We start from the raw sequence: 21,766 nt of genomic DNA, 5'->3' as shown, positions 1-21,766 counted from the left end.
AGAGCCCAGGTCGGGGTGACCGGGCTCTCGTGGTGCAGCGATGCGCTAGAGGAACGCGCCGACTGCCTTCGTGCCCGCCGGCTGGCCGATCGCGCCGGCCACGTCTGACGGCAGCGGAACGGCGTGCGATTGAACAGCCGAAGTGCTCGCCAGCTCGTACTGCGCGGAGTAGCCGCCGTTGCTGCCCTGCGCGTTCGTCCAACCCTTGCCGCGCGCGCTGTCGAAGGCGTCAGCCGTCTGAGAGATGGTCATGGTGTGGTTGTCCCCGGCGCCCCAGCCGGCCATCGTCGAGCCGGTGCTGCCGCCTGCCGGCGCGAACAGGTTGCCGTTGACGACCAGGTTCATCGAATTGGCCGGGATGTGCGTCTTCTTGTCGATCGCCATGAACTGGATGCCCTTGATCGACGCGAGCAGATTGTCCGCGATAGTGATGTTCTGGGTCAGCCACGGGTTGCTGGGGTCCGGGTCAGGCGCCCGCGGGTCGCGCATCCAGCCATCCTGCGGCCGGTTCTGACGGCGCTCGTCCTGCTCGAGCGCGATTGCCCGCGAGGTCGTGTTCGACACGGAGTTGTTGAAGATCTTCACGTTTCCGGTGTCGAGGATCCATATCCCGATCTCGCGGCCGGACAGGATGTTGTTCGCGATGATGCCGTTGGCCGACAGTTCGGCGACGACGCCCTTGTGATTGCCCCGGCTCACGTTGTTGGTGATCGTGAACTGGCGTACGGACGCGTCGAGCCAGATGCCGTTGGCGTCGTTGTCCTCGATGTCGTTGCCGGAGAGCACCAAGCCTTTCAGCTTCGTCACCTTGATGCCGGCCGCGGACGGCGAGGCGTTGAAATGTTCGCTGTTGTTGCCGGACATCAGCGAGTTCGTCACCGTGAGGTCGTCCGCCTCGTTCGCGTGGATGCCCACCATGCCGTTGTCGGACGACGTGACGTGGTCGGCCGTGTTGCCGGCGTGCAAGAAGGTGATGCCCTGCGTGGCGTTGTCCTCGACGAAGATGTCGCGAACGAGGTCCGAGGTGCCGTACACCCGCACCGTGCCCATCTGCCACAGCGACGTCGCGTACCGGCGAACGCCGATGCCTTGCACCGTGACATGCGGGGCGGTGATCATCATCGCGAGCTGGAGGTCGCTTGCGCGGGTGTTGTCGCCCGGGTCAGAACCGACGGTGATCGTGTGGGCGTTGTAGTCGACCGCGAACTCCCCTGAGCCGACCGAGTTGGCGCTCGACATCTGCTGCAGCTTGGTGCCGCCGATGAAGACCTGGTCCGGCCATGCGGCCATCGGATGCGCCGAGTTCACGAATCCGCCGGCGTTCGAGCCCTTGGAGAAGCTGGCCGAGTGGTCGAATTGGGTCGTCCAGCCGGAGTGCACCCAGCGCGAGCCTTGCCTCGTCCAGCCGGACACCGGCACGCTGCCGTCGAGCCACACGACCTCGCCCGGGTAGGGCTCGATGGTCAGGTTCGCCTTCGAGACGGTGACGGTTTCGTGGTAGTTGCCGCCGCGCAGCACGATCGTCTTGCCCGACGAGGCCTTGCTGACCGCGGCCCCGATGGTGCGCAGCGGCGAGCCCTCGGCGCCGGCGGCCGAGTCGTTCCCGGACGGCGAGACGAAGATCGAGCCGGACGGTATCGAGTAGTCGATCGAGCCAAGCGGCCGGGCGCCGGGCTGGCCGGACGAGGGCGGCGGATTCGGGTCGGTGGTCGAGCTGCTGGTCGACGGGTCGGACGGGGTGGGAGACGGGTCGGCCGAGGTGCTCTGGCCGGCGCTGGACGTGCTCGACACCGGCGAGCTGCTCGGCGCGTTCGAGGTCGACGTCGGCGCCTCGGAAGTCGTCATGCTGTTGGTCGGGCTCGGCCCGCTCGGCGGACTGGACACCGGCGCGTTGTCGCCGTCGTATGACCAGGCCTGGAAGGTGCCGATCGCGTAGTTGGTCACCCGACTGCCCGTCGACCGGTAGGTCCAGAAGCCGACCGAGCCGGCGCTTTCCACCTGCTCCGGCGAGTTGTCCGCCGTGACCAGGGACCAGTCCGGCGTCGGGGTCCGGTCCAGCCAGGCGCGTGCCGCGAGCCGCACTGGCTGGCCGCCGAGGGCCTGCAACTGCAGGTGGAACGGCTGCCCGACGCCGGCGACCCAGTTCAGCCGGATGACGCCGAGCGAAGTCTGCGAGCGGTGAGCGCCGATCCGCGACACCGCGAGCAGCGGCTTGCCGGAGCGGGTGAAGGAGACCTCGGCGCGGTACGCGCGGCCGGTCGGCTGGCGGCGCGCCTCAGCGGCGACGTAGAAGTGGGTGGCCCGGGCGGAGGACATCGTGGGGACGCCGGCGGCGACCTCGACCCGGGTGTCCGCCGAGCTCGTCGTCGGCAAGTAGGCGCCGCGGGAACGCCCGACGGCCAGGCCGTTGACATAAGCCGAGCCGTTCGTGACCGTGAAGTGGGCCGCCGAGTCGCCCTCCAACGCGTACTGGCCGCCGATCGGCGCCGAACCGAGCCCGTTCGAGACCTGCCTGTCGAAGGTGTCCAGCGCGATCACCGAGGAGGGATCGGTACCCGCAGACACGGAGTTCACCGCAAGGGCGCTCGCCGCCACTGCCGCGACAGTCAGGATGGTCGCCACAATGGCACCGGAAGCGCGGGAGCTGAGCCCACGACCGTCGGGAAGGGCAAGAGCGGAGATGCGGGCGCGCCTCGAAGGCCGGGGAGCCGGGCGAGCGCCGGTGCCGATTCGCCGCTCTGGCGGCGCAGAATGACGGCCTGAGGAGGAGGGCATGAGGATTAGTCCTTGTCTGCGTTCCCGCGATTGCCCCCCGCGAGTTCCCTCTCATCGTGTCCGCATCGCAGGTTCGCTAAACAGCGTTGGTCGCCGAGGCCGCCGAGCCGAACTCCAGTGAACGGCCGGGGCGGTCGTCGGCGCAACAAACAGGACGTGAATACCCGGCGCGTCCGGTGTGACGTGGCGCGCGATCGGGTCGGCCGGCGCGTCGTCGTCGTGCTCAGTCACGCGATGACGGCGTGGCCATCCTCCGTGCTGCGAGCGTCGGCCGGGAGCGTGGGAGCAGGCTCGCCGGTCGGCGACGTGCCCAGCGGGCGCATGCCGAGACGGCGGGTCGTGGCCCATGTCGGACCGGTTCGGTTCGCGACGACACCGCTCGCCGGGCGGCCGACACGTGCGGCCGCGTCGGCCGCGCGGGTGAGGTCGGCAAGACTCGTCCGTCGCGCGGCCACAACCACGAGCACCTCGTCGGCGAGCAGGACTGCCTGCAGGCCGTCGGCGGTGTCGATGAGCGAGCCGCTGTCGATGATGACGAACTCGAACTGGCCCCGCAGTTGCTCGATCGCCTCGCGCAGGGCTGGGGAGGACAGCAGTTCCCCCGGCGAGGTCGTCGGGCCGCCGGCCGGCAGGACGGCCAGGTTGTCCCCGACACGTGCCAGGGCCTCGTCCAGCGATGTCTTGCCCGTGATGACCGCGGCGCCGCCCGGTCGGTCCGGCAACTCGAACTCCCGGCCGACGGATGGTTTGCGTAGATCGAGGTCGACAAGGCAGGTCTGCCGTCCCGCCTCGGCGAGCGCCTTGCTGAGGTTGACGGCGACGGATGACGCGCCGGCGCCGTGGCCGGCCCCCACGACGGCCAGGACTCGGCTGGTGGGCGGCGGCGCTGAACCGGTGCCGTCGCCGGATGCGCTGACGAGGTCGTGACGCCCGCCGATCGCCGCCAGTTCCGCTGCTCGAGGGTGTACGACGAAGGCGGCGAGCCGGCGGTAGGCGTCCATGAAGGCAGCGGGCTCAGTGCCGGGCCGCTGCGAGGGGATCTCGCAGAGCACGGGCGCGTCGGTCGCGGATTCGACGTCGACCGCGGAGCGCACGCGCGGCCGGATGCGCTCACGGACGACGACGACGGCCAGGCCGACGATCAGGCCCGCCAGCAAGCCGACCAGCAGGAGGAGGAGCGGACGAGGCGCGACCGGCGCGGCCGGAGCGTTCGGCGGGTGCACCACCGTGAGCTTCAGCGTCGACGCGTCGGTCGTGGTGCTCACTGCCTCCAGACGCTGGATGACCACGATCGTCTGAGACGCCACCGCGTCGGCGATCCGAGCTGCCCGGGCAGGCGAGGAGTCCTTAACCGCGATATTCAGCAACGTCAGGTTGAGCGGGGCGTTCGCGGTGATCTCGCCCGCCAGCGCGGAGGTGCTGAGCGACAGGTGCAGCTTGGACTTGACCGGGCGCACGACGGACGGGCTGGTCGGCACGGTGGTGTAGCTCTGCACCCTGGACTGCGCGTACATGCTCGCGCTGTAGAGGATGTTGGCATTCGCGGAGGAGTCGGTGACCGCGGTCGCGAAGATCTGGGCATGGGCCTGGTAGGTCTTCTGCGTGCTCGCGAGATCGATGCCGGCAGCCAGGAGGCCGACCAGCCCGCAGACGATCACGAAGGCAGTTCGGCTGATCAACGCCTGCCTGGCCGGTCGAGCCGACCGATGGGCCGCGGGCGGCGGCGCGGATGTCACGGTGTCACTCACCATGGGGCGGCGCATCCGATGGCGCTGGTGGTCATTGGTCGGATTCTCCTGTTCTCGGTTTGCTCGTTCGCGTTCCGCCCACTCCTTGTCGGGCGTCATGCTCGTCAACCGGTCGCCGGAATGAGGTCGGCGAGCGGCCGGCTGCTGGCGGCGATCTTGCCGTGGGACAAGCCCTCCCACGGTTCGCCGACCTGGCGGCCCAGCAGAAGCGCGGCGCAGGCCCCTACGCCGAAGAACCACAGGCTGCTGAGGGAGTTCCAGGCATGCATCGCCGTGAAGAGCCCGCAGAGGGTGAGCGACAGGTTGCTCAGGCCGAGCGACTGGTGACGCGCGATGGCGACGGATGCGAGAACCGCGATGCCGACGAAGGCCGCCACCGCGAAGTAGCCGAACTGCGCCGCGCCGTAGACCACTTCCGAGTCGATGCTTTGCGACACATCGACGATCTTCACGTTCGTGCCGAAGAACCACGTGTTGGTGGGAAGGCCCGCCAAGCCGTAGCCGGCTGGGTGCGAGTTCAGCAGCCTGGGGAGCAGCCAGTACAGCGCCTCTCGGTAGCCGTTGCTCTTGTCCATCGTCGAGGAACCTCGTACCTGAGGGCTCCACCAGTACAGGCCGCCGAGCACCAGGACGAGGCCTCCGACGAACAACGTGACGAGCAAGGGCACCGCAGTGCGCATGAAATAGCGGGGGATGAACGGGACGGCGCAGATGAGAAAGATCAGCACGCCGACGCCCTCGGGCCCGTTGCTGCCGGTCATGAAGACGCCGGCGAGCAGCCAGAGGCCGCCCAGGTAACGCCAGCGGCCCAACAGATAGAAGGCAAGCGGGATCATCGCGACGAACAACGTCGCGAGCACGAGCGGCTGTGGCGTGCCGACCAGGGCCCGCACCGCGCCGCCGCGGGCGTAGCTGCGGCCGCTTCGCAGCAACTGGCGATGCAGGCCCCGTTCGGCAATGGCCGGGATGACCGTCAACATCGCGACCAGGAGGTACCAGCTCAGGTACTGGCGGATTCGACCGCTGCGGATCAGCATCCAGCCGATCGCGGCAGACGCCGGGGCGATGACCAGCAGCTTCTGCAGCGCCGCGGCCGCGCCGCCGTTGCTGATGGTCGCGTAATAGCGGCAGAACACCACGGCGAACGCCTGGAACGTCGCGCCGAGAGCGATGAGTTCATACGCCCGCCGCCGATCGACATGAGTTTGGAGAACCGCGTTCGACCAAATGACCAGCAGCAGGAGCGCGAGTGGTGTCACCACACCGTGAATTCGATTGAGGAAGTAATCATAGAATGTCACTGTGGCGAGGCCGCCGGCGAGAATCCAGTCGGGGAGGATTGCCGGCTGACCGCGCCGCATCGACAGCCATGCGGATTGCCAAAGCGCGGCCACGGCGTGGCGCATCGGCAATTCCCCGCTCTCGTCTCGGCCGCGGGCCGAACTGGACACTTGAGGTCCAAGTCCGCTTCCGCAGGTGCTGCTCGCCCGTGTGCGGACCAGCCGCGCAGCCCCCGCTGCAGCGCGAACGCGGCCGATAACCGACGTAGCATACAGGCGAGCCAAGGGAGGCCACAATCTCGCGACAACGCCACAATATGGGGCCCGTGCGCTTGCTCTCATCCTTCCCGCAGCCGCGCCCGACGACCAATCCCTACATCGTGCAGCTGCATCAACAGCTGAGCTCTCGCGACGACGTGCTCGCCGCGCCGTTCACCTGGCGGCACGCGCTGCTCGGCGGCTTCGACGTGTTTCACATGCATTGGCCGGAGATTCTCGTCGATGGCAGCTCGCCGCTCAAAAAGGCGGCGCGACAGCTATTCTTCGCCCTTTTGCTGATGAAGATCCGGTTATTGCGCGTGGCTGTTGTGCGGACGGTGCACAATCTCGAATTGCCCGCCGGGATATCGCGTCGGGAAAAGTTTCTGCTGCGCTTTGCCGACAGCACGGTCACCTTGCGCATCGCGCTCAGCGAGCACACCCAGCTGCCGCCCGGCCAGGCGTTCCTGGTGATCCCGCACGGACATTACCGCGACTGGTTCGCCGCCTATCCTCAGCCGGCCGCCGAGGACGGCCGGGTCGTCTTCTTCGGCCTCGTCCGGCGCTACAAGTCGATCGACGATCTAATTCGCGCGTTTCGCGACGTCGGCCCGGACAGCGGCGTCCGAGCGCTGCGCATCGCCGGCCAGCCCACCTCCGAGGAGCTCCGCGCGGAGCTGCTCCAGCTGACCGGGGACGACCCGCGGATCTCCACCAGGTTCGAGTTCCTCGACGACGCGGGCGTGGTGGACGAGGTCGGCCGCGCAGAGTTCGTCGCGCTGCCGTACCGCGAAATGCACAACTCCGGCGCGGCGCTCACCGCGCTGTCGCTCAGCCGGCCGGTGCTGGTGCGCGACAACGGACTCAACCGAGCCCTGCGCGACGAGGTCGGCGCCCACTGGGTCCACCTGTTCGACGACGTCGTCGGCGCGGACGATCTCGAGAAGGCGCTCGCGGCGGTGCGCGCCGACCCGCCGCGCGGCGAGCCTGATCTGAGTCGCCGGGACTGGGCCGCCTCAGCGACGGCCCATGTCGAGGCCTATCGCCGCGCGGTTCGCCTGCGCCGCGGCTCGTGATCGGTGGCACACGTCATTCGGCGAACAGCCACCGGTCGGCGGCGGCGCGACCGTCCTCGTCAGGCAGGTCGGCGAGCACGTCGTCGGCGGACCGGTCGGCTCCCACGGCGGCCCGGATCGCCGTCACGATGGCTGTGATCTCGGCGCCGGCCGCGCCAGCTCGCACGACGTGGTGACGGTGGCTGCGCAGCCAATCGGCGATGCCAGTCTCGTCCGTCGCGACGATCCGGCAACCGTGCGCGAGACCCTCCACGAGCGGCAGGCCGACCTGCTCACGCCACCGCGGCCGGGGTTGGGACAACAGGACCAGCACGGCGCTGCGGCGAAGCAGGCGGTGGATCTGCGCCCGCGGCGGGTCCACGACCACCTCCACGCTGTCGGCCTGGGCGGCGAACTGCTCGACCTCGTCGAGCAGCGGGCCCTTGCCGACGAGCGTCAATCGCGCCCGAGGGTCAGCCGCGACGATCTCGGGCCACGCGGCCAGCAGCCGGCGCACGCCCTTGCGCTCCTCGAACGCGCCCAGGTACAGCACGGTCCGCGGCTCGCGCTCGGCCGGCGGACAGTCGCACGGCGCGGAGATCGCCGGTGTCAGCCGTGACTCGGCGCCGCGCAACTGGCGGCCGCGGGTCGCCGCGTAGAGATCGCGGGCGGCAGCGGTGCCGTAGGCGATGCGGTCGACTTGGCGGGCGACGAGCAGGCTGAGCAGGCGGTCCAGCGCCCGGCGGGCCCGAGTGCGCGTCGACACCGGCGAGGGCAACGTCTGCCGGCTCCACGGGTCGAGGTTCTCGATGGCGTAGGTGACCACCCTGGTCGGCTGGCGGCGGACCAGCCCGCCGAGCCGCACGGCCAGCGCCACGACCAGCGAGCGGGCGAGGCCGCTGCGCTGCAGCGGCTCGTTGATCTCCAGCTCGCGCACGCCGTGCCGCAGCACGAACAACGCCGCGGCCGCAGTGCCGGCCTGCGCCACGTCAAGCCCGGCGACGAGCGAATCGTCGAAGTCGTAGCGCCGGGCGGAATAGAGCAGCGTGGCCGGGGTGTGCTGCCGGGCCCGTTCGAGGTGCGCGGTGCGGACCTGCTCGTAAAGGCGGACGCGACGGGGCCGAGCCGGCGGGGCCGTGGCCCTGGCCCTGGCTGTCATGCGTCGAGGATGCCACCGACACCCCCGTGCGCTTCTCCTGGTTTCGTGCTGTCCGAAATCGCGCAGGATTTGCGACAGCACCGAACCAGGAGAAGGAACGAGGACAGACCTCTGGGTGCGGCGCGGGTCGGGTGGTCATTACTGTCGGGTGCGCACCGCCGCCGGCCCCATATGGGCCGTGCCCGCTGAAAGGTCTTCCTGTCGTGTCCCTGTCCGGACTGTTGTCCGCTGCTCTCGACAGCTCCGGGGGCGACGTCGCGCTGCACCGGGCGGCGGAGTCGATCGACGCCCCCCGCCTGACGCTCAGCGGGCCAGACGGCCTGCAGCCGCTCGCGGTCGCGACGGTCGCTCGCGCTGGGCGGTTGGTCCTGGCGGTGACGAGCAGCGCGCGCGAAGCCGAGGACCTTGTCGACTCGCTGCGCTGCCTCGTGCCGCCGGACTCGGTCGCGCTCTACCCGGGCTGGGAAACCCTGCCGCACGAACGGCTGTCGCCTCGCGCGGACACCGTGGGGCAGCGCCTGGCCGTGCTGCGCCGTATCGCGCACCCGTCGGCCGCGGACCCCTCGGCCGGCTCGTTGTCGGTAATCGTCGCCCCGGTCCGCGCCCTGCTTCAGCCGCAGGTGCCGCGCCTGGGCGAGCTCGTCCCGGTCGAGTTGCACGCCGGCGACGCCGGCAAGGAGCTCACCGATATCGTCGTCGACCTTGTCGGCGCTGGCTACGCGCGGGCGGAGTTGGTGGAGAAGCGCGGCGACTTCGCCGTGCGGGGCGGAATTCTCGACGTCTTTCCGCCGACCGAGGAACACCCGCTGCGGGTGGAGTTCTGGGGCGACGAAGTCGAGGAGATCCGCTACTTCAAGGTCGCTGACCAGCGTTCGCTCGAGGTCGCGCCGCACGGGCTGTGGGCGGCGCCCTGCCGTGAGCTCCTGCTCACCCAGGACGTCCAGCAACGCGCGGCCACGCTGCTGGCCGAGCACCCCGAGCTCAGCGAGTTGCTGGACCCGATCAGCCGTGGCGAGGCCGTCGAGGGCATGGAGGCGCTCGCGCCGGTGCTGGTCGACGAGCTGACCACGGTGTTGCGCGAGCTGCCAGCCGGCGCGCACGTCGTGGTCTGCGACCCCGAACGGGTGCGCGCCCGCTCGGCCGACCTCGTGCGCACGTCGCAGGAGTTCCTCGACGCGTCCTGGGCCGTCGCCGCGGGCGGCGGCGCCGCGCCGGTCGACCTGGCCGCCGCGTCGCTGCGCGAGCTTGCCGAGGTCGAAGCGGAAGCGCGCGAGCTCGGCGTGCCGTGGTGGGGCGTCACCGCGCTGACCGACCCGGACGCCGTCGCCAGCGACTTCACCCAGGCGCCGGGCTATCGCGGCGACGCCGAGGCGGCGCTTGCCGACCTCAAGCAGTGGACCCGCGACGGATGGCGCGTCGCGATCGTCTTCGACGGCCACGGCTCGGCGCAGCGCGCGGTCGAACGCTTCGCCGCCGCCGAGATCCCGGCCCGGCTCGTCGCCGACGCCGAGGTGCAGCCCGGCGTCGTCGACGTCACGACCGGCCGCCTGGGCGGCGGCTTGGTCTCCGTGCAGCGGGGCCTCGCGTTCCTGACCGAGGCCGATCTCACGGGTCAGCGCGGCTCGCTGACGAAGGACACCAGCCGGATGCCGTCGCGGCGGCGCAACGCGATAGACCCTATCCAGCTCAAGGCCGGCGACTACGTGGTGCACGAGCAGCACGGCGTCGGCAAGTACGTCGAAATGGTGCGCCGAACCGTCAACGGCGGCGAGCGCGAGTACCTGATCATCGAGTACGCGCCGTCCAAGCGCGGGCAGCCCGGCGACCGGCTGTTCGTCCCGACCGACTCCCTCGACCAGGTCACCAAGTACGTCGGCGGCGAGGCGCCGTCGCTGTCCCGCCTGGGGGGCGCGGACTGGGCTAAGACGAAGGGCCGCGCCCGCAAGGCGGTCAAGGAGATCGCCGCCGAGCTGATCCGGCTCTACAGCGCGCGGATGGCCACGAGGGGCCACGCTTTCGGGCCGGACACGCCGTGGCAACGCGAGCTGGAGGACGCGTTCGCCTACGTCGAGACGCCCGACCAGCTCGCCGCCATCGACGAGGTCAAGGGCGACATGGAGAAGCCGCTGCCGATGGACCGGGTCATCTGCGGCGACGTCGGCTACGGCAAGACCGAGGTCGCGGTGCGCGCCGCGTTCAAGGCCGCGCAGGACGGCAAGCAGGTGGCGGTGCTGGTGCCGACGACGCTGCTCGCGCACCAGCACCTGCAGACCTTCAGTGAGCGGATGGCGCAGTTCCCCGTCACCATCAAGGAGCTCTCGCGCTTCACCCCGGCCGGCGAGGTCGACGCGATCTCGACCGGCATCGTCGACGGTTCCGTCGACATCGTGATCGGCACCCATCGCCTGCTGCAGCAGACCGTCCGGTTCAAAGACCTCGGGCTGGTCATTGTCGATGAGGAGCAGCGCTTCGGCGTCGAGCACAAGGAGTACCTGAAGGGGCTGCGCACCGCCGTCGACGTGCTGACGATGTCGGCGACGCCGATCCCCCGCACGCTCGAGATGTCGCTGACCGGGATCCGCGAGATGACCACCATCCTCACCCCGCCGGAGGAGCGGCACCCGATCCTGACGTTCGTCGGCGCCTACGACCCGCGGCAGATCGGGGCCGCGGTCCGCCGCGAGCTGCTGCGCGACGGGCAGGTCTTCTACATCCACAACCGGGTCGAGTCGATCAACCGGGCGGCGGCGAAGCTCGCCGAGATCGTGCCCGAGGCGCGCATCGCCGTGGCGCACGGCCAGATGGCCGAGGGCGCGCTCGAGCAGATCATGCTCGGCTTCTGGGAGAAGAAGTTCGACGTCCTCGTCGCCACGACGATCGTCGAGTCCGGCTTGGACATCCCGAACGCCAACACCCTGATCCTCGACCGCGCGGACACCTTCGGCATCAGCCAGCTGCACCAGCTGCGCGGCCGGGTCGGCCGCGGCCGCGAGCGCGGCTACGCCTACTTCACCTACCCGCCCGAGCGTCCGCTGACCGAGCTGGCCTACGACCGGCTCGCGACCATCGCGCAGCACACCGAGATGGGCGCCGGCATGGCCGTCGCGATGAAGGATTTGGAGATCCGCGGCTCGGGCAACCTCTTGGGCGGCGAGCAGTCAGGACACATCGCCGGGGTCGGCTTCGACCTCTACGTCCGGCTGGTCGGCGAGGCCGTCGCAGACTTCCGAGGAGAATCGCCGGAGGAGCAGTTCGAGATCAAAGTCGACCTGCCGGTCGACGCCAACCTGCCGGTCGACTACCTGCCCGGCGAGCGGCTGCGGCTCGAGGCCTACCGCTCGCTCGCCTCGGCGACCACCGACGCGGACGTGGACGCGGTGCGCGCCGAGCTCGTCGACCGCTACGGCCCGATCCCGCCGCCGGTCGAGAACCTGCTCGCCGTCGCCCGGTTCAAGGTGCTGTGCCGGCGCTACGGCGTCACCGAGGTGTCGGCGCAGGGCAACCTCGTCCGGTTCTCGCCGCTCGACCTCGCCGAGTCCGCCCAGCTGCGGCTCGAGCGGCTGTACGACCGCGCGCACTACAAGCCGACCGTCGGCACGATGTCGGTGCCGCGGCCCAAAGGCGTCGTGAAGCCGGACGGCTCGTTCGCGGAAGTGAAGTTCGGCGGCGAGCCGTTGCGCGACATCCCGTTGCTGTCCTGGTGCGCCTCGGTGCTCGAGGCCGTCACCGGCCTGCCGGCCGCCATCTGACATGCTGAGCGGGCCAATCCGCAGCTGGGAGAATCGATCGTCGTGAGAGTCCGCACGCTGGCCGTCGGCGCCGCCGTCCTGCTCGCCGTGTCCGGCTTGACGGCGTGCCGCAGCAACGTGGGCAACGCGGCCACGATCGACGGCAAGCGGATTAGCGAGACGACGCTCAACAACTACGTGACGGCGAACGCCAAGCCGGTCACGGTGTCCGACTCATCCGGCTCGGCCACCTTCCCGGCGGCGCCCAAGACGATCGTGCTGCAGACCCTCATCGACATCCAGCTCTACGACAAGACCCTCGCCAACACCCCGGCCGGCGTGCCGACCAAGGCGCAGCTCGCGACCGCGACGAGCGCGTTGCTGAAAGGCCAATCGCCGACGGCGTACCTGAAGCAGGGTCGGCTGCTCGGCTTCAGCCGGAGCTTCGCCGACGAGTTCGTCCACCGCCAGGTGCTGTTCAGCAAGCTCACCACGCTGCAGACGGACGGCGTGGACGTGGCCACGGCTTACCGCAAGGCGAGCGTCTCGGTCACCGTCAGCCCGCGGTACGGCAAGTGGGATCCCAAAGGCCGCTCGCTGCTGAGTTCCAACCAGTTCGACGGCGTGCCGTCCTTCGTGACGCTCACCGCGCCCGGCAGCAGCTGACTTGTCCGACGCGCTTCGGCGTGCCGTCGAGGTGATGGACCGGCTGCGCTCGCCGGGTGGTTGCCCGTGGGACGCCGAGCAGACGTCCCGGTCGCTGACCCGCTATCTGCTCGAGGAGACCTACGAGGTGCTCGAGGCGATCGAGACCGACGATGCCGCGCTCCTGCGGGAGGAGCTCGGCGACCTGTTGCTGCAAGTGCTGTTCCACGCCCGGATCAGCGAGGAGCTTCCGCCGGCGCAGGCATTCGGCATCGACGAGGTGGCCGGCGATCTCGTCGACAAGCTGGTCCGCCGGCATCCGCACGTCTTCGGCGACGCGAAGGCGGGGTCGGCCGCCGAGCTCGACGACACCTGGGAGCGACAGAAGGCCGTCGAGAAGGGGCGGGATTCAGCGACGGACGGAATTCCCCTCAACCAGCCTGCGTTGGCGCTCGCCGCCAAGCTGGTGGCGCGCGCGACTCGCGCTGGCGTGGACGAGCGGGCCGCCGGGTCGGCCGTCCAGCTCGCGGCGCCAACTCAACCGGACGCGGCCGCCGCCGCGGATGCGGAGATCGGCGGCCGACTGCTCGCGGTGGTACAGGACGCGGTGCGGGCGGGGATCGACCCTGAGGGCGCGCTGCGCCGGACAGCCGGCCGCTACCGAGCCGGAGTCCTCGCCGCCGAGCGCGAAGCGGATTGACTTACCCGCGCAGCCGCCGAAGCGCTGCGCGCTCAGCCGCCGAAGCGCTGCGCTCAGCCGCCGAAGCGTTGCGCGCTCAGCCGCCGAAGCGCTGCGCGCTCAGCCGCCGAAGCGCTGCGCGCGGAGCCGATCGAGGATCTGTTCGGCCGGCACGGCTCGGCCGAACAGGTGTCCCTGCCCGCGGGTGCAGCCGAGCGAGAGCAACGTCGCCGCCTCGTCCTCGTCCTCGATGCCTTCGGCGATCACGTCGAGGCCGAAGTTCAGGCCCAGCCCGACGAGCGCGGTGACGATCGCCTGTGCACGCGGGTCGACGTCGATGTCTGACACCAGGCTGCGGTCCAGCTTGATGCTGTCCACGGGCAGCACGCGCAGGTGGCTGAGCGAGCTGAACCCGGTCGCCAGGTCGTCGATCGCCGAGGTGACGCCCAACGCTCGCAGCCGGCGCAACGAGTCGGCGACCGCGTGCGGATCGGACAGCGGAGCATTCTCGGTGAGCTCGATGCAGACTTGATCGCCGGGCACGGAGTGCGCCGCCAGCGCGGCGGCGATCGGCGCCGCGATGTCCTCGCCGGCCATCTGCACGGGCGACACGTTCACGCGCAACAGCACGCCATGGCCCGGCAACTCACGATTCCAAGAGGCGAGCGTCGCGATCGACTCGTCGATCACCCAATGGCCGACGATGCGGATGAGGTCAGAGCGTTCGGCCACCGAGATGAACCATTCGGGCCCGAGCTCGCCGTAGTCCGGATGCTGCCAGCGCACCAACGCCTCGACGGCGAGCATCCGGCGGCTGAGCAGGTCGACCTCCGGCTGGTACACCAGCGTCAGCTCGCCATTGCCGGCCGCGGCTCGCAGCGCTGCTTCGAACCCCGTCTCCGCGGGCGTGGTGTCCGCGCCGGCGCCGGACGGATCGCCGAGCCGGTCGACGGCGTGTTGGAGCAGCGCGCGCTCGGCGTCGGACCACCTGCCGTCGGCGGTCGCCGCGACCACCAACCCGGCGAGCGTTCCGTCGGGCGAGCCGACTTCGACCACCGCGATGTGCGGTTCGAACTCGTCAGTCCCTCCGCCGGCCAACCTGCTCCGGCCGATCCGCTCGAGCAGGGGCAGCGCGGGTCCGTCCGCGGAGATCAAGGTGGTGGTCGACGGGTCGGCGGCTGAGACGAACACGATGGTGGCCGAGCGCAGTGCGGCGGTCAGCTCGCGCAGCGCCACGACGCCTGCCAGCGAAGACGCCAGCGAAGAGGCCAGCGAAAGCGCCGCGCCGTCGGCGGGCGTCCCCGGCGACGAGCCGCCCACCGGCCGCCTTTCCCAATCGTCGGCGACCACGCTTCGGTCGCGAGAACAGGGCGGCCGGCCGGCCGCCCTGGTGTCCGTTCAGACTGGTGTCCGTTCAGACTTGTGTCCGTTCAGACTGGTGTCCGTTCAGACTGGTGTCCGTTCAGACTTGTGTGCGTTCAGACAACCATGACCGCGGACCCGGGCACAAAGGGGCGGACCGCGCGGTCCCGAGCGGGTTAAGATCTTGAACGTGGCGGACAGCGCCGGCGCGGTTGCCGTATCCCCGACGCCCGGTCTGCAGACTTTGCTGCGTATTCGGGCCTTCCGCGTGCTCTACGCGGCGGAGGCGCAGTCCGTCGCCGGCGACCAGCTCGCGCGTGTCGCCCTCGCCGTGCTCGTCTTCGACCGCACGTCGTCGGCGGTGGCGACCGCGCTGACGTATGCGGCCACCTTCCTGCCCGCCGTGCTCGGCGGTGTGTTGCTTGGCGGGATGGGCGACCGGTTCGCGCGGCGCACCGTGCTGGTCGGCTGCGACGTGATTCGCGCCGGCTTGTTCGTCCTGATGGCCGCGGTCGACCTTCCACTCGGGCCGCTCATCGTGCTCGTCTGCCTCGCGGTCTTGATCGGGCCGGTGTTCAGCGCGGCGCAAGTCAGTTACCTCGCCGCGGAGTTGACCGGCGAGCAGTTCCGGTCGGCCACCGGCGCGCGAATGGTCACTGGCCAGCTCGCGCAGGTAGCGGGCTTCGTGGTGGGCGGCGGGGTCGTCGAGGCGCTGCACCCGAGGGGCGCCTTGTTGATTGACGCCGTGACCTACGCGGCTTCAGCTGCACTGGTGGCGACGCTCCGGCCAAGCGCGAACGCGACGGCTCGGTCTGACTCGGCGGGTGCGGCCGGCGCGGCGGTTGGGTCTGACCGGGCGGGCGCGGCCGGCGCGCCAGGCGCGCGGCGAGAGCTCCGCGCGCTCTGGGCGCACCCCACGGTGCGCGGGCAGGTGGCGCTGCTGGCGCTCGCCGGGTTCTTTGTCGTGCCGGAGGGGCTGGCCGTGCCGTTCGGCGAGCGCGCGGGGGCCTCGACCGCTTCGATCGGGTTGCTGTTCGCCGCCGTGCCGCTGGGCACGGCCATCGGCACGGTGCTTGTCGTGCGCGCGGTTCCGTCCCGGCTGCGGGTTCGCGCGTCGCAGGTGATGGCGGCTGCGTGCGGCCTGCCCCTGCTTGTGACGCTGGGGCGGGTGCCGTGGCCGGTCGCCTTCGTCTGCTGGGTGGTGTCCGGCGCGTTGGCCGCCTACCAGATCGAGGTCACGACGGACCTGATCCGCGGGGTGCCGGACCACCTGCGTTCGCGTTTCGTGGGCGTGCTGAGCGCGGTGCTCCTGGGCGCGCAGGGCGTGGGACTTGCGCTGTTCGGCGCCGTCGCCCAAGCGATGGCTGCCGGCACGGCGATCGCGGTGGCTGGCGCCACCGGAGCACTGACCGCTGTGCTGGCGATATCGATCACCCGCCGAGCGAACCGACACGCCGGCTGGCCGACGACCAGCGGCGTCGATGACTGAGAGTGGACGTGCGCGCGCTTACGAGGTGTCAACGCGACGAAAGGCGCGAATGGGTTCCTACCGCGCGTGACGGCAATCAGCAACTCGAGCCCGGCCAAGCGGCAGATCCACGGCTCGGGGGCGCACAGCTGATATGACTGCTCGTGAACATTGGCTCACATATTCTTCACCTGCGGTCGCGTGCTCTGCGTTGCAACTCGCTCACAGCAGGCTAACGAATGGTATTCGCTCAATGCGGCACGCGAAAAGTGCGGTGCACGGCTCGCAATAAGTCACCTGGACCGACGTCGCGACGACCGCGCGTCGGTTGCCCGTCGATTAGCAATCAGCTGTCCGGGTTGTTCGTGCTGCAACTCCTTTCGAACATCACGACGGGGTTAGTCGGTCGGCTCAGATGCCCCAGTTGCTGGTCATCACTGGCTCCCTTCGGCAGGGGTTGCGGCGGATGCAAGACGACCCGGGACTCAGATTCCCCAGTTTTGCGACATGGTCGACCCCTTTCTCGTTATGTGAAAAGCGGGTTAACGTCGGCGTGGTCACGTCATGTGCCGGCGCGACAACGCGACTGGGAAAGGACCGGGCGAGACGGCGACGAAACGACCGGAGGCGGACCTGACGCATTTATCCCACGCGCCTGCGGGTTCAAACACATGCGGTGCGGGAAATACCGGCTATTGCTCTTGCACGGTAACTCGGCAACCGGCAAAAGCCAAAAAGCCGACGAATCCGCAGGCATCGCCAAGCGCCAACGGTGCTCGAGGTGGCACGGGTTGGGGGCGGATATGGGCCGGGCGGACAACGACGGCCGCGGCCGGCCTGCCGGGCACAGACAGTGTCGCCGACCCTGTCTTTGAACATGGCGTGGCAGGTATCGTGGCTGCCAAAGAAGGAGACATGATGCGGACTCTCGGCGCGCTGCGGCGCATCGCCGGTCCGTTCGCATGGCCCTTCGCCGGTTCATCGCCCGGCTTGTCGATTTTCACCGCGATGGTTGACGTGGCCGCTGCGGGATGCGCCGCCCTCGCCGTCGCGACGATGCACCCCCAGGCGCACGCCTGGTACAAGCTGGTGCTGCTGATCGGGCTCGCCGTCGCCTTTGAAGAGGCGGCGAGCCGCGCCGCGCGGCTGCAGCTGCGGCTCAGCGCCGATCTGAAGCGCGACATGACATCGGTGTGGTGCGTCGCCGGCGCGGTGGCGCTGCCGGCGGGCCTTGCGGTGCTGCTGCTCGGCGCGGTCCTCGGTTACGTCTGGTTTCGCCAGCAACGCCCGGCCGGCCAGCTGTTCAACCGCAAGCTGTTCAACGCCGCCACGGCGGTCCTCGGTTGCCTGGCTGCGGGGGCCGCCTACCACGCCGCCGTCGGGGCATGGGAGGCGCTGCCATGGGCCCTTGCGGGCTCGCTGCCGATCTTCGCGGCGATCCTCGTCCACACGCTCGTGAACCGGGTGCTCGTGACCGCGGCCCTGTTGCTGATGGACGTCCGCGGCGCCAGTCTGCTGGCCAGCCGGGACGACAACCTGGTCGAACTCGCCACGCTCTGCCTCGGCGGCCTCGTCGCCATGGCGGCGCTGCACCAGATCTGGCTGACCGTGCTGGTGCTGGTGCCGATGATCTCGCTGCAACGCGGCGCACTCGTCCGCGAACTCGAGACGGCGGCCACCACGGACTCCAAGACCGGCCTGCTCAACGCCGTCGCGTGGGAACAGGTGGCACGCCGCGAACTCTCCCGGGCCCAACGCGAGGCCACTCCGCTGGCCGTGCTCATCGTCGATATCGACCGGTTCAAGAACGTGAACGACCGCTTCGGGCACATGGTTGGCGACGTCGTCCTGCGTGGCGTCGGCCGAGTGCTCTCCCGCGAGGTGCGCGAGTACGACACGGTAGGTCGGTTCGGCGGCGAGGAGTTCGTCGCCGTGCTGCCGTCTGCGGGCGAAGTGGACGCCCTCGTCATCGCCGAGCGACTGCGTGCCCGGGTGAACGAGGTCCGGGTGTCGAACCTCGTGGACGCGCCGGTCGCCGGGCCGGACGACGCCCTCGCGGTCTCCATCGGCGTCGCTTGCGCGCCGGTGGACGGCGACGCGCTGCCGGACCTGCTGGTCGCGGCCGACGCGGCGCTCTACCAGGCGAAGGCGGGCGGCCGTAATCGCGTCGTGCTGGCCGATCGCGGCGCGGGCGAGGACACCCAGGCGCTCACCGCCTGATCGATTCTGCGCGACGACGCCGACCTGCCGGCCCGCGGCGGGGCACCGTCGGCGGCGCGGAACGCGCCGCTAAGGTCGGGCTTCTCCAGTCGAAAGGAAGTTCCGGTGGCGAGCATCGACGCCGTAGGCGCGCGCGAGATCCTCGATTCGCGCGGCAACCCCACGGTCGAGGTCGAAGTCGCGCTCGACGACGGCACGCTGTCTCGCGCGGCCGTGCCGAGCGGCGCGTCGACCGGCGCGTTCGAGGCCGTCGAGCTGCGTGACGGCGGCGCCCGCTACGGCGGCAAGGGCGTCGAGAAGGCCGTCGCGGCCGTCATGGACGACATCGCCCCCGAGGTGATCGGCCTCGAGGCCAGCGAGCAACGCATCCTCGACCAGGCCCTGCGCGATCTCGACGGGACGCCGGACAAGAGCAAGTTCGGCGCCAACGCGCTGCTCGGCGTCTCGCTCGCCGTGGCCAAAGCGGCCGCGTCGTCGGCTGAGCTTCCGCTGTTCCGCTACCTCGGCGGCCCGAACGCGTACCTGCTGCCGGTGCCGATGATGAACATCCTCAACGGCGGCGCCCACGCCGACTCGAACGTCGACGTGCAGGAGTTCATGATCGCGCCGATCGGCGCGCCGACGTTCGCCGAGGCGCTGCGCACCGGCGCTGAGGTGTATCACGCGTTGAAGGCGGTGCTGAAGTCCCGCGGGCTGTCGACCGGCCTCGGTGACGAAGGCGGTTTCGCGCCCGACCTCGACTCCAACCGCGCTGCGCTCGACCTCATCGTCGAAGCCGTCGGCCAAGCCGGGTTGACCCCCGGAGTCGACATCGCGCTCGCCCTCGACGTCGCGGCCACCGAGTTCCACTCCGATGGCAGCTACCAGTTCGAGGGCGCGGCGAAGTCGGCCGATCAGATGATCGCGTATTACACCGACCTCGTCGACAGCTACCCGATCGTGTCGATCGAGGACCCGCTCAGCGAGGACGACTGGGACGCCTGGGTGGCGCTCACCGGCGAGCTCGACGAGCGGGTGCAATTGGTCGGCGACGACCTGTTCGTCACCAACCCCGAACGCCTCGGCCGCGGCATCGAGGCCGGCGCGGCCAATGCGCTGCTCGTCAAGGTCAACCAGATCGGCACCCTCACCGAGACCTTCGACGCCGTCGACCTCGCCCACCGGCACGGCTACCGCTGCATGATGAGCCACCGCTCCGGCGAGACCGAGGACACCACGATCGCCGACCTCGCGGTCGCGGTGAACTGCGGACAGATCAAGACCGGCGCCCCGGCGCGCAGCGAGCGCGTCGCGAAGTACAACCAGCTCCTGCGTATCGAGGACGAGCTCGACGACGCCGCGCGCTACGCGGGCGCCGGCGCGTTCCCGCGCTACCTGCCCGTCGCGTTCACGCCGGCGCAGGGCTGAGCGTGGCCCGACGCCGCAGCGCAGCCGGCCGGCCGGTGCTGACCGGGCGGGCGCTCGTGCTCGGCGCGCTGGTGGTGTTGCTCGTGGTCCTGCTCGCCCCGCCGGTCCACCGCTTCCTGCGCAGCCGCAGCGACATCGGGGCCGCCGCCGCGCAGTTGCACGCCGATCGCGCAGCTCTCCGCTCGCTTGCCGAGCAGCGCCTGCGGTGGGGCGATCCCGGCTACATCCAGCGCCAGGCGCGCGCCAGGCTGCAGTTCGCGATGCCGGGCGACACCGTCTACGTCGTCGTCGACAAGGGTCAGCGATCCAACCTCGCGACGACGGCCGGCCAGGGCGGACGCAAAGCGGTCGGGCCGGCCTGGAACACGCGGCTGTGGGACTCCGTCCGAGCCGCCGCCGGCTGACCGCCGTGCCGAGCTCGCAGCGAGGACAGCGCCGGTGACCGAGCCCCTCGCCGACGTCGACCGACAGATCGTCGGACGCCAGCTGGGCCGCCCGGCCCGGGCGATCCGCACAGTCGCGCATCGCTGCCGCTGCGGCTTGCCCGACGTCGTCGAGACCTCGCCGCGGCTGCCGGACGGCACGCCGTTTCCCACGCTGTATTACCTCACCTGCCCGCGCGCGGCAGCCGCTGTCGGCCGGCTGGAGGCCAGCGGCCTGATGCGCGAGATGACCGTCCGACTGGCTGGCGACGACGCGTTGGCCACCGCCTACCAGGCCGCGCATGCGAGCTATCTGGCCCGCCGCGACCAGCTTGGCCACGTGCCCGAGATCGCCGGCGTGAGCGCCGGCGGGATGCCGACCAGGGTGAAGTGCCTGCACGTGCTGGTGGCGCACTCGCTCGCCGTCGGGCCTGGTGTCAACCCGCTCGGCGACGAGGCGCTCGCCGCGCTGCCGCCGTGGTGGGCCGCGGGACCGTGTGTCGACGCCGCTGCGGTCCCGGCTGCGGACGCCGCTGCGTTCCCGGCTGAGGACGCTGACCGGCGGGCCGGGTCGTGAGCGGCGCTGCCGCCGGCCACCCGGACCGGGTCGCGGCCATCGACTGCGGCACGAATTCGATCCGGCTGCTCGTCGCCGACTTGGTCGACGGCGGGAGAGTCGACGGCGGGCTCGTGGATGTCGTCCGGGAGATGCGCGTCGTCCGGCTGGGGCAGGACGTCGACCGCACTGGCCGGCTCGCGCCCGAGGCGATCGAACGGACCCGCGTTGCGCTCGCCGGTTACGCCGCGCAGATCCGCGACCTCGGCGCGCAGCGCGTCCGGATGGTGGCGACGAGCGCCACCCGCGACGCCGCCAACCGCGACGAGTTCCGCGCCATGGTGCGCGCGGAACTGGGCGCCGAGCCCGAAGTGATCACCGGTCAGGAGGAGGCCGCGCTGTCGTTTACCGGCGCGGCCAGCGTGCTGCCGCAGGCTTCCGGCCCGCTGCTGGTCACCGACATCGGCGGCGGCTCGACCGAGCTCGTGCGCGGCGAGCTGCGCGACCTCGCCGCGCTGCGCGCGCACAGCATGGACGTCGGCTGCGTGCGGCTGACCGAACGGCATCTCGCCGACGACCCGCCGACCGGCGCGCAGATCGCCGCAGCGGAGCGCGACGTGCGGTCGGCGCTCGAGCGCGCGCGAGCGGACGTGCCGCTTGACGCCGACGTGCCGTTCGTCGGCGTCGCGGGCACGGTCACCACAGTCGCCGCCATCGCGTTGGGACTTGGCGCCTATGACCCGGACGTCATCAACGGTTCGGTCGTGGCCGCCGGTCAGGTGCGCGCCGTGACCGAGCGGCTGCTCGGCATGACCCGGCAGCAGCGGGCCGCGTTGGCTGTCATGCATCCGGGCAGAGTGGACGTGATCGGCGCAGGCGCGCTGGTGCTGCGGACCTTGGTCGACGAGATCGGCGTGTCCGAGGTGATCGTCAGCGAGCACGACATCCTGGACGGGCTCGCGCTCAGCTTTCGGTGATTGGGCTTTCGGTGACCGCGCCTGCGG

General features: G+C 70.5%; 15 protein-coding genes. 10 read left to right on the top strand and 5 right to left on the bottom strand.

Features of this window, described 5'->3' with window-relative positions:
* Positions 1 to 45 precede the first annotated feature (45 nt).
* The 3 genes from ACFFBG_RS07330 to ACFFBG_RS07320 all read right to left on the bottom strand — a co-directional run bounded on the left by ACFFBG_RS07330 (position 46) and on the right by ACFFBG_RS07320 (position 5,929).
* Positions 46 to 2,622 carry a right-handed parallel beta-helix repeat-containing protein gene (locus tag ACFFBG_RS07330; RefSeq protein ID WP_375477153.1) on the bottom strand — a complete coding sequence of 859 codons (2,577 nt, stop codon included), beginning with the start codon at positions 2,620 to 2,622 and terminating at the stop codon, positions 46 to 48.
* 380 nt (positions 2,623 to 3,002) lie between these two features.
* A complete protein-coding gene (locus ACFFBG_RS07325) occupies positions 3,003 to 4,454 on the bottom strand; it encodes a P-loop NTPase (RefSeq protein ID WP_375477151.1) in 1,452 nt (483 codons plus the stop codon).
* 173 nt (positions 4,455 to 4,627) lie between these two features.
* The gene (locus tag ACFFBG_RS07320; protein ID WP_375477149.1) at positions 4,628 to 5,929 is read right to left on the bottom strand and encodes a hypothetical protein; all 1,302 of its coding nucleotides are present in this window, start codon (positions 5,927 to 5,929) and stop codon (positions 4,628 to 4,630) included.
* 200 nt (positions 5,930 to 6,129) lie between these two features.
* Between ACFFBG_RS07320 and ACFFBG_RS07315 the strand changes: the two genes are divergently transcribed.
* Positions 6,130 to 7,137, top strand: a complete 1,008-nt coding sequence (locus tag ACFFBG_RS07315) for a glycosyltransferase (RefSeq protein WP_375477147.1) — start codon at positions 6,130 to 6,132, stop codon at positions 7,135 to 7,137.
* A 13-nt stretch (positions 7,138 to 7,150) separates the two neighbouring features.
* Here ACFFBG_RS07315 and ACFFBG_RS07310 read toward each other — a convergent pair whose 3' ends face one another.
* A complete protein-coding gene (locus ACFFBG_RS07310) occupies positions 7,151 to 8,275 on the bottom strand; it encodes a glycosyltransferase family 4 protein (RefSeq protein WP_375477145.1) in 1,125 nt (374 codons plus the stop codon).
* A 203-nt stretch (positions 8,276 to 8,478) separates the two neighbouring features.
* Between ACFFBG_RS07310 and mfd the strand changes: the two genes are divergently transcribed.
* From mfd to ACFFBG_RS07295, 3 genes are read left to right on the top strand one after another with little or no spacing between them, the layout of a single operon-like run.
* Complete coding sequence (gene mfd, locus ACFFBG_RS07305; RefSeq protein WP_375477143.1) at positions 8,479 to 12,024, top strand: transcription-repair coupling factor; 3,546 nt, start codon at positions 8,479 to 8,481, stop codon at positions 12,022 to 12,024.
* Between the two features lie 42 nt (positions 12,025 to 12,066).
* Positions 12,067 to 12,669, top strand: coding sequence for a hypothetical protein (locus tag ACFFBG_RS07300; RefSeq protein ID WP_375477141.1), 603 nt, complete (start codon positions 12,067 to 12,069; stop codon positions 12,667 to 12,669).
* 1 nt (position 12,670) lies between these two features.
* Complete coding sequence (locus tag ACFFBG_RS07295; RefSeq protein ID WP_375477139.1) at positions 12,671 to 13,348, top strand: MazG family protein; 678 nt, start codon at positions 12,671 to 12,673, stop codon at positions 13,346 to 13,348.
* A 99-nt stretch (positions 13,349 to 13,447) separates the two neighbouring features.
* Here ACFFBG_RS07295 and ACFFBG_RS07290 read toward each other — a convergent pair whose 3' ends face one another.
* Positions 13,448 to 14,677 carry an EAL domain-containing protein gene (locus tag ACFFBG_RS07290; RefSeq protein ID WP_375477137.1) on the bottom strand — a complete coding sequence of 410 codons (1,230 nt, stop codon included), beginning with the start codon at positions 14,675 to 14,677 and terminating at the stop codon, positions 13,448 to 13,450.
* A gap of 202 nt (positions 14,678 to 14,879) precedes the next feature.
* Between ACFFBG_RS07290 and ACFFBG_RS07285 the strand changes: the two genes are divergently transcribed.
* From ACFFBG_RS07285 to ACFFBG_RS07260, 6 genes are all read left to right on the top strand, one after another.
* Positions 14,880 to 16,178: an MFS transporter gene (locus ACFFBG_RS07285; RefSeq protein ID WP_375477135.1), complete on the top strand. Its 1,299-nt coding sequence runs from the start codon at positions 14,880 to 14,882 to the stop codon at positions 16,176 to 16,178.
* Between the two features lie 894 nt (positions 16,179 to 17,072).
* On the top strand, positions 17,073 to 18,377 hold the full coding sequence (locus ACFFBG_RS07280; protein ID WP_375477133.1) for a diguanylate cyclase: 1,305 nt from the start codon (positions 17,073 to 17,075) through the stop codon (positions 18,375 to 18,377).
* Between the two features lie 105 nt (positions 18,378 to 18,482).
* Positions 18,483 to 19,784, top strand: coding sequence for a phosphopyruvate hydratase (gene eno / locus ACFFBG_RS07275; protein WP_375477131.1), 1,302 nt, complete (start codon positions 18,483 to 18,485; stop codon positions 19,782 to 19,784).
* Between the two features lie 2 nt (positions 19,785 to 19,786).
* Positions 19,787 to 20,188 (top strand): septum formation initiator family protein, encoded by a 402-nt coding sequence (locus ACFFBG_RS07270; RefSeq protein ID WP_375477129.1) that lies wholly within the window; start codon positions 19,787 to 19,789, stop codon positions 20,186 to 20,188.
* Between the two features lie 34 nt (positions 20,189 to 20,222).
* Positions 20,223 to 20,783: a DUF501 domain-containing protein gene (locus tag ACFFBG_RS07265; protein ID WP_375477127.1), complete on the top strand. Its 561-nt coding sequence runs from the start codon at positions 20,223 to 20,225 to the stop codon at positions 20,781 to 20,783.
* The gene (locus ACFFBG_RS07260; protein ID WP_375477125.1) at positions 20,780 to 21,739 is read left to right on the top strand and encodes an exopolyphosphatase; all 960 of its coding nucleotides are present in this window, start codon (positions 20,780 to 20,782) and stop codon (positions 21,737 to 21,739) included. The genes ACFFBG_RS07265 and ACFFBG_RS07260 overlap by 4 nt, the downstream gene beginning before the upstream one ends.
* Positions 21,740 to 21,766 lie beyond the last annotated feature (27 nt).

Source organism: uncultured Jatrophihabitans sp., from assembly GCF_964251945.1.
Taxonomy (GTDB): Bacteria; Actinomycetota; Actinomycetes; order Mycobacteriales; family Jatrophihabitantaceae; genus Jatrophihabitans.
This window is presented reverse-complemented; position numbering and strand designations above follow the sequence as displayed.

Bases quoted from the DNA above. Each gene is read 5' to 3' on its own strand.
- ACFFBG_RS07320 (WP_375477149.1), bottom strand. From the start codon at position 5,929: ATGCGCCACGCCGTGGCCGCGCTTTGGCAATCCGCATGGCTGTCGATG.
- ACFFBG_RS07310 (WP_375477145.1), bottom strand. From the start codon at position 8,275: ATGACAGCCAGGGCCAGGGCCACGGCCCCGCCGGCTCGGCCCCGTCGC.
- ACFFBG_RS07280 (WP_375477133.1), top strand. From the start codon at position 17,073: ATGATGCGGACTCTCGGCGCGCTGCGGCGCATCGCCGGTCCGTTCGCA.